Origin of the sequence: Paenibacillus mesophilus (assembly GCF_005938385.1) — a bacterium.
Lineage (GTDB): Bacteria > Bacillota > Bacilli > Paenibacillales > NBRC-103111 > Paenibacillus_AB > Paenibacillus_AB mesophilus.
The window spans coordinates 125760-138732 of the sequence record NZ_VCRA01000016.1 but is presented as its reverse complement, the minus strand read 5'-3'; the positions used below and the strand labels follow the sequence as shown (position 1 = coordinate 138732).

Sequence of the window (12973 nt, the reverse complement as noted above, 5' to 3'; positions counted from 1 at the left end):
AGATTGCTCCGCCTTTCCAGAAGGAAGGATGCCCCTCCTCCACTTATTCGGTATTAGCTATCGTTTCCGATAGTTATCCCAAGCTTACAGGCAGGTTGCCTACGTGTTACTCACCCGTCCGCCGCTAGGCCCGAAGGCCTCGCTCGACTTGCATGTATTAGGCACGCCGCCAGCGTTCGTCCTGAGCCAGGATCAAACTCTCCAATAAGGTCCCGGTTCCCCGGGGTCCCCGAAAAGTAATCGGTGTTGCTGCGAAGCTTCACGTCACTTTTTGGGGTGAAGAAGAGCTGATTGCTCAATACTTAACACTTGCGTGTTTTGCTTTTCACTCGTTGTGCAGTTTTCAAAGAGCATTTTGTTGTGTTGCGACAGCGAAATTTACTATATCATATTTCACCGTTGCATTGCAACTTCTTTTTTTTCACCATCTACTCGAAGTTGTTTCATAGTCGAGCGACAGAATCATATGTTACCACGTTGCCGTTCAAAACGCAAGCGCATCATTTTTCCAAGCGAGGGTATTTAAATACCAAGCAAGCGCAGAGTCATTCAGCATTCGAAGCGTTTCGTAAAGACAACGAAAACTAATATAACACACTCGCATCCACTTCGCAAATGGAAATATTAAACTTGCTAGGAACGCTTCGTCCGGCTAACGGCCAGCCTTGTTTTGTCCAGCAGCGGAATCACTTTATCCTGCTGGCGGCTGGCAATCGTAAGGAACAAAATATCGACTACGTTCAGCTGTGCGATTCTCGAAGCCATCGCACCGCTTCGAATACTCTGCTCGACGGAGCTCGTGAACAGTCGGATATCTCCCAGCTCGGCGACGGGGGAAGAACCGAATTTGGTCAGCGTTATAATGGTCGCCCCTTGTTTCTTCGCTTCCGTCAGCGATTGAATGATCTCGTCCGTTTGTCCGGAATATGAAATACCGAATGCCACATCGTTCTCCGTCAACGTAACGGCTGACGTCAACTGCGCATGAAAATCGGCATAAGCTTGGCACCACCAGTTGATCCGGCTCAGCTTCTGATGAATATCCTGCGCAATGACAGCCGAAGCACCCATTCCGTACACATCGATTTTGCGGGCTTTGGAGAGCGCCTCCGCCGCCTTCTCTACTTCCTCGGATGAAAGCACCGATACGGTGTCTTGTATCGATTGCTTGTTATTATTGCTTACCGCCTGAATGATCTCCTCAACGGTCGCTCCCATCTTAATCTCTTCATAGGTGCCGCTTGGCAAATTCGAGCTTAGATCGCCGGCAATGCGCAGCTTCAGTTCTTGGAATCCTTTCATATTCATCGTCTTCGAGAGACGAATGATCGTCGCCTCGGAAACGCCGCTATATTCCGCGAGCTTCTGTACCGAAAGCTTGACTACATCTTTAGGATATTCCAATATATAATCCGCAACTTTTCGTTCGGACGGTTTCAATTGATCCAGTATGGCCTTTAACGCCACAAGCCCGCCATTCATCTTAATCACTCGTTTCTTATAAACCCAACTTTAGCAGCATTTGTTCTGCAAAAGTTGAGTTATAAATGGAACTTCACAAATCTAGCTTAACCGATGCGCCACGCCTGTGCAAATACATTTTCCAGCCGCAAACCGGAACATTCAAAATAAGGATCGTCCGGAAATTGAACCCGCCGCCGTCATAGAACCAATATAGAGTGAAGGAGGCCGGCCCCTGATGAATGTTCAACCCCCAAACGAACTGCTGCAGCGTATAGGCAACGGAGACCGAGAGGCGTTCGGCCAGCTGTACGAATCGACCCGCGATCAAGTGTATCGAACCGTCTACTTTCTGCTGAATCAAAAACAGGATACTTCCGACGTAGTCAGCGAGGTCTTTATGGAGCTGCTCCGCAGTCTGCCCAGCTACAACGACGATAAGCCGTTCCGTTCCTGGTTAAGCGGATTAACCGTCCGCCAAGCCCGTAATTGGAACCGGAAGCTGTGGCGCAAGTTCAGATTGTTCGAGCGCAGCAAGAGCATGGAAATCGAAGAGCTGCAGGAAGACGCGGCGGTCGCAGTACTCCGCGAGGAGGACCGCAGCGAGCTGAGAATCAACATCGAGCAGCTGCCCTTCAGGCTGAAGGCCGTTATCGTTTTGCGATATTACCAAGACTGTACCGTGGAGGAGATTTCCGATATTTTGAACATCCCGGCGGGAACGGTCAAATCGCGGCACCATCACGCCTTGAAGAAGCTCCGTCTCCTCGTGCGGCAGCCCGAATTAGCAAAGGAGGATTCCGTTCATGCCAACGGATAACGATCTGAAGCTTTGGTACCGAAAGAGTGCCGCACGGATACGTCCGCCCCGCGATCTCGACAGCAGGATTATGCACAGGTTTGACGCTTATGCCAAGGAACGGGCAGAAGGAACAGCCGGGTCAAAAGCCGTCCGCCGCTTCAAAACTGCCGTAGGCCGGCGAACCGCGGTGATTGCGCTTTGTCTCACGCTGTTTTGCGGCGCCGCTTATGCGTCCAATGCGATTTACACGATATCGACAAACAATATGCGTTATGAAATGACGATTGACCCGACCATCGCTTTAAAGCATACGTCTAAAGAAGAAATTATCAAAGCGCTGGACGGAGTCGGAAGCAAGCTCGGCGAAGAAGAGAAAGCGGTCGTATTCGTTCGCCTGCTCGATCGGGAAAAGCTGCCCGCCTTGATCAGCGTATCGAAGCCCCGATTGTACCGGGATATGACCGAGTGGAAAAAGGCGGTCGGGTACACCGCAGAGTGGAAGCTGCCTCAGCTGCTTCCTGAAGGCTACGCCGTCGCCGGCGGCCGGACACAGCAGCAATTCGAAAGAGTCGCACCCGAATGGGCCGACCAATACGGACGCGCATTAAAGAAAGCAGCCGACCGGAACGGGGAAGAAGTCTCATGGGTACAGGTCGGGACAGCTGCGAAATCCAAGCTCCCGGGGGTATTTGTACCGAATCTGCTTCTGACCTCCGATAAAGGGCACGAAATTACGGTCAGCTGGCAAACGATCCCTCAAGGTACGAACATCACGATGAATATCAAGACCGGGAGTCGGGCAACCGCTGAGAAGCTTAGTGTAAACGGCGCCGATGCGGTATATACCTACAATGCCGACAACTTCCTCAGTCATACCGGGAACGTCCAGACGCTCGCTTGGGCGGAGGAAACGAACGGCAGGACGATTCTATACGAACTATCTTCCGAAGCCTCGGCCAACCTGAAGGAAGATATGCACTCCATTGCCGCGCATATGAAATAAAAATAAATGCATGCAAAACCCCCGTATCGCCGTGGTGCGGTACGAGGGTTTTGAGCGTGTTATTCCAAATGACCAAGTCTGCGGATGATTCTTCTTTTCCGGTACATCATCTTGCCCGCTTCCGCAACGTCGTTCACCGTGCTTTTGTTCAGCAGCGCCCCGAAAAGCATGCCTGCAACCGGAACGAGTTGAAACAGCTTCTTCCAACCGAAGTTATCTCGGTACGTAGTAATCACTTCACGCCAGCCCTGCAGCTGGGACGCAAGCTGTTTGCCATCCGTCGCGCCGTCGTAGGTGGCCAGCTCTTCGAGTACGGCTTTTTTGCCGACAATATCGGATGAGCTGAATTGCAAACATTTGACGATAAAGACACGTTCCCTCGGATCGTTCGGATCGAATCCGTAACAGATCGCGGTTTCCTGAAGCACCTTCAGCGACAGTCCGAGCAGCGCCGGAATGTCGACCGCAAGCGTAAATAGCCCTCCGAATCCGGTAGTAGCGCCTTGAACCGCGGCGATTTTTTTGCGACTCTCGGCCAGCCGATCCGCCGCCCGGTCCATCACCGCGAGCGGCAATTCGCCGGCTTGCGCCACAGTTGCAACGGAAGCCCCCTCATACCCCGCCTCTTTGGCCGTGCGCTCCAATGACGCAAGCATCGACTTCTCCGACACGAGATAACGGCCGCCCGTCTGCACGTAACCGCCCAATTCGTCGATCGCTTGACCGATCTTCTTCTGAATCGCCTGCGGCGTCAGCTTATCGAGCAGCATGAACGGAATGCGGCCGAGCTTCTCCCAAAACCATAAATCTTTCTGATCCCGCTCCCAACGGGCGATCGACTCGAGCTCCGTCTCCAACTGCCGCCTGGTTTCTTGTGCATATCGTTGCAGCTCCCGCAAGGAAGCGGTATTTTCTTCGAAGGCAGATGTTCCATCGGGGTTCAGCGCCATACGATCATCCACTCCTGTCTCCATAGTTAGTATGTTATACGGAGCAGAAGCCATTCGGATGCATAACGGCAGTTTCCGGAAAATCGGACCGGGTTAGTTAGCGGCTCGCTGTCCCTTTAATTGTTTCAATCGCCCGGTCAGTTGTTTGTACTGCTTGTCGAGCTCTTCTTTCGCATCGTTTTTGCCCGGGGCGGACAATCGTCCCAACAGCCCGACAAGCTCCATCTCGATCCGCATGATCTCGTTTTCCCGTTCCGCATGCGTCATCGAAATTGAATCCGTATCAGGCCCGGGATTCGGAGACGTTGCAGGCGGGACGCTGTCATCGCTCAATTTGCCCGATCCGGCCGGATTTATGGAGTCCCGCTTTCGCTTCCGTTCACGGTATTCCGCATAGCCCCCGTATTCGAACGTCCATCGGCCGTTCTCGATCACAAGCAGGTGCGTCGCCAATTCGCTCAAAAAATGCCGGTCGTGCGAGCAGAATAAAATCGTACCCGGGTATTCCTTCAACACTTGCGCCAGCTTCTCTCTGGCGAAAATGTCCAAATAGTTGGTCGGCTCGTCGAGCAGCAGCACGTTATGGTCTGCCATGAAAAGCTTGGCCAGCACGGCCTTGACCTTCTCGCCTCCGCTCAAAACCGACGCAGGCTTGAATACGTCATCCCGCTTCATCAGCATGCGGGCCAGCGCGGTTCGTACGGCCGCTTCCGGATATTCGCTAGTCTCCGCCACCTGTTCAAGCACCGTGCGGTCGTCCCTTAATACGTCCAGCCGCTGGTCGAAGTAGCCGATCTTGCAGCCCGCGGCCAGCCGGACTCCGGATTCCGCCTCCATGATCGCACGCAGCAGCGTCGTCTTGCCGGAGCCGTTCGCACCGACGATCCCCACTCTCATTCCCGGTGCAATGCTGCAAGAAAGCGGCAGGAACAGCTGCCTCGAACCGAACGAGCGCTCCAGCCGTTCCAGCCGGATCGCCTCCTTCGCGTGAATCTGTGCATGATAGCGTATATCGAATACGGGCTGTTCCCTGTTTTTTGGCTTTTCCTTCACTTCCAACTGATCGATCCGTTTCTGAATCGACTGTACCGTTTTCTCGACCTTGGATTTCCTTCTGTTGAACTGATCTTTCCCGAGTCTCGCTTCGCTGTCGACTTTGCCGGTCGGCTTCTTCTTCATGCTTCGCGCCTGCCCGGCTTTCTCGATGGCCGCCATCGTAAGCCGCTTCTTTTCCTTGGCGTATTGGTCGTATTCGAACCATTCGCGCTCGCGCCGCAGCTCCTTCAAACGCAAATATTCGCTAAAATTTCCGGGATACTCGCGCAGGACTCCTTCATCCAGTTCAAGAATACGGGTGCATACCGCATCGAGCAAAGCACGGTCATGCGAGATAAGCATAACCGTACCTTCGTACTTGCGCAGCTCTTCTTCGACCTCCGCCGCCTTGTCGCCATCCAGATGGCTGGTCGGTTCGTCGGCAAACAAAATAACCGCACGCTTACGCAGAGCTTGCTCCCATCTCCACCTCGTCCGCTCTCCGCCGCTCATCGTGCCATATTCGAGCGGCACGGGGTCCTCGGGTGCCGTGACGCGGCCGGAACGCTGCCGGCCGGGATCGTCGAATTGCGCAACTACGGCTGCTGTACCGTGCCGCGCAGCCGCTCCCGCATCCGGATCTTCCAGACCGGCCAATACGGAGAGCAGCGTCGACTTGCCCGCTCCGTTCACGCCGACCAGACCGACACGCTCGTCTTCATAAATGCGCAGCGTACCTTCGATCCGGAACAGCAGCCGGTCGCCGATCCGGCGTTCGATTTGATTCGCTTCCAGTCTTAACATACAAAAAAACCTCCCCGTACCCGGAGAGGAGTCTCGATCGTCTCTATTCCACGCGCCTGCAGGCGCAGCCAAATACACCGTTACATGTTACCTTCCGCCGACCCGCGGCTTGCGGCCAACGCAAGCACGCCCGCCATTAAGGCACCGGCATGAGGCATAACGAATACGAAGTCGCGGTCGCATGCCATATGAGGCAGCAACGGCAACCGTATGGGACGGGTACTTTGGTTTATGGACAGACGTATCCAATCTCCGGGTCAATTCAAATTTGAGTCATTCCGAGAATGATCATTTGAGTTGCCTTACGATTCGGATTCATTGTCCATGGCACCGGGTACCTTGCCCTTCCTTCAGTTATGCCGCGGTTTGTTCCTGCGGCTTGCTCACAGTATAATGGGGGCAGATGGCAATGTCAATGCGCGAGGAGCAAGAGATGTGTCGTCCAGCCGCCGGCGGTTTGCTTTTTAGATAACCAACTTGGAAAATCGAAAAACGCAGGAGGGATCGCACATGTCCAACGATCCGTTATTTACCCCGCTCTGCCGGCTGCTCGGCATCGAGCTGCCGATCATTCAAGCCGGCATGGCCGGAGGTCCGACGACGCCCGAGCTTGTGGCGGCCGTCTCCGAGGCGGGCGGCCTCGGCACGCTCGGCGCGGCCTATATGGAGCCGGAGGCGATCCGCGAAGCGGTTCGCGCCATCCGGCGCCTGACGGCCAAGCCGTTCAGCGTCAATTTGTTCGTCGCCCCGATGCGCGACGACTATTCGCGGTACGCCGAGGTGCAGCCGGTGATCGACCGGATCGGCGCGCAGCTCGGCGTACCCGGCCGGGCCGGCACGGAGCCGACGCCGACACCCGAGCGGCTGGAGCGGCAGTTCGCCGTGCTGCTGGAGGAAGGGATTCCCGTCATCAGCACGGCGTTCGGTCCGCTCCCCGAGGCGCTCGGGCAGGCGGCGCGCGAAGCGGGCCGGGTCGTCACGACGATGGTGACGACGGTGGAGGAGGCGCGGCTCGCCGAAGCGGCGGGCTGCGACGTCCTCATCGCCCAAGGCAGCGACGCCGGGGGCCACAGGGGCACGTTCGATACCGAACGGCACCCCTATGGGGCCCTGGTAGGCACGTTCTCGCTGGTCCCGCAAATTGCGGACCGCGCGAACGTGCCCGTCGTCGCCGCCGGAGGCGTGATGGACGGCCGCGGCCTCGCCGCGGCGCTGCTCCTCGGGGCGCAAGGGGCGCAGCTCGGGACGCGGTTCCTGACCGCGGCCGAGTCGGGCGCCCATGCCGCCTACAAGGAGGCGCTGCTCGTGGGCTCGGAGGACGACACCGTCGTCACCCGCTGGTTTTCCGGCCGGCCGGCGCGGTCGCTCCGTAATCGATTCATCGAAGATGCCGAGCGTTCCGGCATCGCACCTATGCCTTTTCCAAGCCATAACACCGCCACCGGCCCATTGCGTCAAGCTGCGGCGAAGCAGAACAATGCCGACTATATGTCACTCTGGACTGGACAGGCGCTTCGCCTGCTCACCCGCGATACGCCGGCTGCGCACATCGTGCGGGACATTGCCGAGCAAGCACGGGGACTGCTGTCCTCCGGTTCACGCCCCAACTGATCAAAGCAGCGGCAACGAGTACATCGGCGGTTCCACGAAAACGCCTTTCGACGAAAGCTGAAATTCGATCCATTAACATTTAGCGCCGCAAACCTCGCCCCACATAGACAAAGGGCTGCCTGCCGGCAAATTTAACCTTACCGGCAGACAGCCCCCTTTATTACCCATGCATAGCCTGCTCGTAATAGTCCCAGCCGAAGCCGACCTGCTCCGGCTTGTGGGAGTCGGAGCCGTACACGCACTCGATGCCTGCAGCGATGCACTCCCGGATGAACCACTCGGGCACATACGGCTTGCCGCACGCAGCAACGCGCAGACCGGCCGTGTTCACATCCACGCCGACGCCCGACTTCTTCAGCAGCGGCAGCACCTTCACGAGCCGTTCGCGTATTTGCGCCTCGTCGACCGGCGGCAGCTCCCGCCGGAATTTCTCGATCAGGCCGATATGCCCGAGCCGCTTCCGACCGGGCAGCCGGACGGCTGTTGCGATTGCAAGCTCGACATGGTCGAAATATTCGTCGACCACCTTCTCCATCGTACCGTAGTACTCGAGCAGATGAACCCGGAAATCGTCGGGCTTGTAGTCGATACAGCGCATTCCGCCCCGTCCGGGCAAGTAATGGACGGACATGACGGAGTCTTCCAGCACGTCCGCCCACGGCTCGGCGATCCGCTCGGTAAACGCGTAATTGTCATGCAAATAATCGAACTCCAGCCCGATGGCGACGTCCAACCGGCCCTCATAACGTTTCTTGTATTCGCGTACGTATTCGAAGTAAGCGGGCATTTCCGAGAAATCCATCGCCAGCTCCGCCATCAGCTGCTCGTCGTCGACCAGCCGCTCGGGCAACGACGGATGCTCCGTTACCGAATAACGCACGAAACCGAGCTTGACCGCCCTGTCCAAATACCGCTCCAATTCGTCCGGATGCCCATGCTTGCAAAATTTCGTATGAGAATGTCCATCCCACTTGATCATCGGCCGCTTCTCCCCTTAATCGATTCAGTTCGGCCGCCCGCGGTGATTCCGATCACGCGTCCATACCGGCACTATTCCATTGTACCAATTCCGCCCCCGCACCGGTACCGTCTGCCGCTACCGGACCTCATAGCTGTCCGGCGAAGCTCCCGACAGAAACGGGCTCGGCTCACCGATATAACAAACGTGCAGCTCATGCATGGCCCGCGTACAAGCCGTGTAGAACAGCTTCCGCTCGCTTTCCCGACCGTAAGTTCCGCTGGAGGCGTCATAGATAACGACACCGTCGAACTCGACCCCTTTGGCCAAATACGATGGAATGACGACCGTCCCCTGCTCAAAAGAACTCGTCTCCGTGCCGATCAGCTTGAGCGGCAATGTCTCTTTCAGCGCAGCGTAAGCTTCGCGGCTTTCTTTGACGGTTTTGCAGATGACCGCGATCGAGCGATGCCCTTCGTCCTGCATCCGGCGTATGCGATCGGCTACGGTGGCTGCCAGCTTCGACCGATCCGCGACAGCAGTTACCGTCGGTTTGCTCCCGCCCCGGTTGAACAGCTCGATGGACTCTCCGCCCTCTATAAGCCCCCGCGTAAACTCTACGATTTCGCGCGTGGACCGGTAGCTCCGGGTGAGCACGAGCTTCTCCGTCTCCTCCTCGCCGAACAGCTGCGCAAGCGCCGCGAAGCCGTCCGTGCCGGCCCCGGCATGGGCGTAGATCGCCTGGTTCAAATCGCCCAACACGGTCTTTTTGGCACGCGGAAACAACCGTTTGAGCACAGCGAACTGAAACGCCGAATAATCCTGAGCCTCATCGATAAATACGTGGCGGACCGACGAATTCGTCTGAAAGCCTTCCAGCCGCTCCAGAACGTTCATGTAAGGCGCCGCATCCTCGTTCGGCAGCTCGCCCCGGTCCAGCTTGTCGACGGTCTGTCCGCATACTTCCGCCCATAGCGTCGGAAGCGGATGGCCGGGAGCTAACGACGCCGCGAACGACGGATCGGCGAACAACTGCCGGTAAATGCCGCGTACGTCCACGAATTTCAGCCGTTTCGCTTGAACCCGCAGCGGCTTGAATTGCTCCTGAACGATCATGAAGGCGAGCTGCTCCTGCTCCCTCGCATAATCGTCGAACGTATCCGCAGAAAACCGCTTCTTCCGTTGAAGCTGCTCGAATGCTTGAATATAGGCATCCTTGTCGAGCAGTTCGATTTCGTCCTCGACCCATGGCTTGCGCCGCTCCAGCTTGGCAAGCTGCCGCAGCTCCTTCAGCAGCCATTCCGACAAAGCCTGCAGCCGGTTCGGAATCGAGAGCGACGCGTCCAGCTCGTAAAACTTTTCCCGCAGACGTTCCCCCGACACCAGTACCCCGTCCCGAAAAAGCACATCGCGGAAAAGTAGGCCGTCCTTTGCCAAGTAAGCCGCATACGCATCCAGCAGCCGCATGCAATCGGCCGACGCCTTATAGCGTATCCCTTCCACCCGAGCCGGGTAGCCGGGCTCTTCCATAGCCGTCAGCGTATACTCCATCTGCTCGAACGGGTCTTCGATCTTAAACGTTCTTCCGAGCCGGTGCTCCACATATTCCTGAAACGTCGTCTGCTGCATGTTCTCTTCCCCAAGCTCGGGAAGAACCGTAGATACGTAGCTGTTGAACATCGGGTTAGGCGAGAAAAGCACGATCTGATCGGCCTTCAGCGTCTCCCGATACCGGTACAGCAAGTAAGCGACACGCTGCAAAGCGGCAGACGTCTTGCCGCTTCCCGCGGCCCCCTGGACGACAAGCAGCCGCGCCCGCTCGTTGCGGATTATCCGGTTCTGCTCCCGCTGGATCGTCGCAACGATGCTCTTCATCTGCGCGTCGGATTGCTTGCCCAGCACTTCCTGCAGCAGCTCGTCGCCGATTGTGACGCCCGTGTCGAACAGGCTGCGAATCGTGCCGTCCCGGATAACGAATTGCCGCTTCAGCTCGATCGTGCCTTCGATTGTGCCACCCGGCGTCTCGTATTGCGCGGCTCCCGGTCCGTAATCGTAATAAAGGCTCGATACGGGCGCCCGCCAATCGTACACGAGAAAATCAAATCCGTCGTCGTCAAGCAAAGAGCTCGTTCCGATATAAACGATCGCGGCTTCCCGCTCGCCCGCTTCGAGAAAGTCGATCCGTCCGAAATAAGGAGTTTGCTTCAAACGGGTCAACGCCTTCAGCTGGCTCATAGCATGGCGATGGCCGCGTTCTCTCTCCGACAGCACTTCCGCCTGCTGCTTCATGCTCGCGAACGTTTCGGCTATTTCGAATTCGTCTTCCATGTTGACGGTCACGTCGTCCCAAAACGTTTTACGGATGTTGACGATGTCCGATCTAAGGTCGCCTACTTGCAGTCCGAGCTTCTCCAGCCGTCCGCCGATGATGGCGACAATTCGATCCACCCTTGACTGCTCCTCCGGCCAATTTTGTTCCGCGCTCATGTCACCGCTCCTTTACGTCCTCCATATTTGCTCAAAAAGGATTTGACAGTCACCAGATTTTTGTGATATTATTATTTTGGGAACATCTGATGAAATCATTCCTCTCTTGGCAACGATCACTTTCCATTGTACCATGGAGCTTTGCCCGATTCAACCGTTTTGCCTTCAACAGTGCTCAACCAACCTACTACATACGAACGGAGACGCGACGCGTCTCCGTTTTTTTGTTTTCCCAAGCATTGCGACGCCCGTAAATGTGAGGTTCATTTCCAGATTAAGCATCGATACTCCGGTTGCCTCCCGCTATTTCAGCTTCCTCTTGGCTTTCCTTCAGTTCGCATTCAGTTCAATTTAATAAAAAAATAATAAACCCCTCTTATACTTAGCCATGTCAACAAAAAAACGAAGCGATGCGGCAGCGATATAGAAAAAGAAGGAGGGTTATCCATGAACTCGAATACGAAGCTGAAGTTCCGCAATGAACTGAAATTTTTCATCAACTATCATCAATATTTCCTGATCCGCCAACGACTCCGGCACTTGATCGAGACGGATCGGCATGTCGGCCCGTCGGGCGAATATCATATTCGCAGCTTGTACTTTGACGACATTCAGAATACGGCGCTTCACGAGAAGCTGGGCGGCGTCCGCGATCGGGCCAAATACCGTATCCGGATTTACAACATGGAAGACAGCATCATTCACCTGGAGAAAAAAATAAAACGGCAAGATTACATCGCCAAAGTGAAGGAACCGCTTACGAAGCCCATGTACGAACGAATCATGGAAGGCGACTACGAGGTACTGAATGTTCCCGGCAAGCCTCTGCTGCTGGACATGTACGACCAAGCGATGCATCGACTTCTGCGGCCTAAAGTGATCGTCGACTATGTGCGCGAGCCCTACGTATGCGACAACGGCAACGTTCGCATTACATTCGACAAAGAGCTGCGGACCGGTCTGCATGCTACCGATATGTTTAATAAAGATTTGGAGACGGTGCGGGCTCTCGACAACGACTTTATGATCTTCGAAGTCAAATACGACGACTACATTCCCGAGTATGTCCGAGCCGCCGTTCAGAATGAAGGGCTGGTCCGGCAGTCGGCCTCCAAATATGTCATTTGCCGCAAGTTTCTAAAAGAAAACAGCTGGGAGGATTTTTAAGATGGATACGACTACCAATTTCTCGGATATTATCAAAAATTCGGTGCTGGAAAACTTCTCGTCCGACATCAGCATCTGGAAAATACTCATTACGCTCGGCGTCGCTTTCTTCATCGGCTTGTTCATTTACATCCTGTACAAACGGATATTCAGCGGCGTACTGTACTCGAAAAGCTTCAACGTTTCGCTGATCGGCATGACGATGGTTACGGCGATGGTCATTATCGCGATCAATTCCAACCTGGTGCTGTCGCTCGGCATGGTCGGCGCGCTGTCGATCGTCCGCTTCCGGACGCCGATCAAAGACCCTACCGATCTGATCTTCCTGTTCTGGTCTGCGGTTGCCGGCATCGTAGCCGGGGCCGGCTTCTTCACCCTCGCCATCGCGGGCTCGATTATCGTAGGACTCGTGCTCGTGCTGTTTATCAAAAGTATGGCCGTGGAGACACCGTATTTGCTCGTCGTCAACTGCGACGGCGACGAGAGCGAGAAAGAAGTGCACAGCAAATTGAGCAGCCTCGTGAAACGGTACAATATAAAGCAAAAAACGGTCAAGCACGGAAACACCGAGCTGACGATGGAAGTACGTCTGAAAGATCACGAAGGCGCATTCGTCAACCGGATATCCGAGCTTAACGGAGTGAAAAACGCCGTGCTCATCAGCTACAGCGGCGACTACGCATCTTAAACGATCG

At 55.6% G+C, this 12973-nt stretch carries 10 protein-coding genes and 1 rRNA gene; 5 read left to right on the top strand and 6 right to left on the bottom strand.

What is annotated here, in order from left to right:
• A 16S ribosomal RNA gene (locus tag FE783_RS25045) occupies positions 1 to 208 on the bottom strand; the annotation flags it as partial.
• 425 nt (positions 209 to 633) lie between these two features.
• Entirely contained in the window at positions 634 to 1482 is an 849-nt protein-coding gene (locus FE783_RS25040) for a MurR/RpiR family transcriptional regulator (RefSeq protein WP_138882119.1), read from the bottom strand.
• 217 nt (positions 1483 to 1699) lie between these two features.
• Here FE783_RS25040 and FE783_RS25035 point away from each other — a divergent pair, with 217 nt between their 5' ends.
• Together FE783_RS25035 and FE783_RS25030 are read left to right on the top strand one after the other, a co-directional pair.
• Positions 1700 to 2281 (top strand): sigma-70 family RNA polymerase sigma factor, encoded by a 582-nt coding sequence (locus FE783_RS25035; RefSeq protein ID WP_138882118.1) that lies wholly within the window; start codon positions 1700 to 1702, stop codon positions 2279 to 2281.
• Positions 2268 to 3266 carry a hypothetical protein gene (locus FE783_RS25030; RefSeq protein WP_138882117.1) on the top strand — a complete coding sequence of 333 codons (999 nt, stop codon included), beginning with the start codon at positions 2268 to 2270 and terminating at the stop codon, positions 3264 to 3266. Before FE783_RS25035 ends, FE783_RS25030 begins: the two co-directional genes overlap by 14 nt.
• Positions 3267 to 3325: 59 nt before the next feature.
• Here FE783_RS25030 and FE783_RS25025 read toward each other — a convergent pair whose 3' ends face one another.
• Positions 3326 to 4216 carry an EcsC family protein gene (locus FE783_RS25025; RefSeq protein ID WP_138882116.1) on the bottom strand — a complete coding sequence of 297 codons (891 nt, stop codon included), beginning with the start codon at positions 4214 to 4216 and terminating at the stop codon, positions 3326 to 3328.
• 93 nt (positions 4217 to 4309) lie between these two features.
• Entirely contained in the window at positions 4310 to 6055 is a 1746-nt protein-coding gene (gene abc-f / locus FE783_RS25020; RefSeq protein WP_138882115.1) for a ribosomal protection-like ABC-F family protein, read from the bottom strand.
• A 510-nt stretch (positions 6056 to 6565) separates the two neighbouring features.
• Between abc-f and FE783_RS25015 the strand changes: the two genes are divergently transcribed.
• Entirely contained in the window at positions 6566 to 7666 is a 1101-nt protein-coding gene (locus FE783_RS25015) for an NAD(P)H-dependent flavin oxidoreductase (protein WP_138882114.1), read from the top strand.
• A 160-nt stretch (positions 7667 to 7826) separates the two neighbouring features.
• Here FE783_RS25015 and hisJ read toward each other — a convergent pair whose 3' ends face one another.
• Together hisJ and helD are read right to left on the bottom strand one after the other, a co-directional pair.
• Positions 7827 to 8645 carry a histidinol-phosphatase HisJ gene (gene hisJ / locus FE783_RS25010; RefSeq protein WP_138882113.1) on the bottom strand — a complete coding sequence of 273 codons (819 nt, stop codon included), beginning with the start codon at positions 8643 to 8645 and terminating at the stop codon, positions 7827 to 7829.
• A 117-nt stretch (positions 8646 to 8762) separates the two neighbouring features.
• A complete protein-coding gene (gene helD / locus FE783_RS25005; protein WP_138882112.1) occupies positions 8763 to 11111 on the bottom strand; it encodes an RNA polymerase recycling motor HelD in 2349 nt (782 codons plus the stop codon).
• A 447-nt stretch (positions 11112 to 11558) separates the two neighbouring features.
• Between helD and FE783_RS25000 the strand changes: the two genes are divergently transcribed.
• Entirely contained in the window at positions 11559 to 12278 is a 720-nt protein-coding gene (locus FE783_RS25000; RefSeq protein ID WP_138882111.1) for a polyphosphate polymerase domain-containing protein, read from the top strand.
• A 1-nt stretch (position 12279) separates the two neighbouring features.
• Complete coding sequence (locus tag FE783_RS24995; RefSeq protein ID WP_138882110.1) at positions 12280 to 12966, top strand: DUF4956 domain-containing protein; 687 nt, start codon at positions 12280 to 12282, stop codon at positions 12964 to 12966.
• The last annotated feature ends 7 nt before the right edge of the window (positions 12967 to 12973 follow it).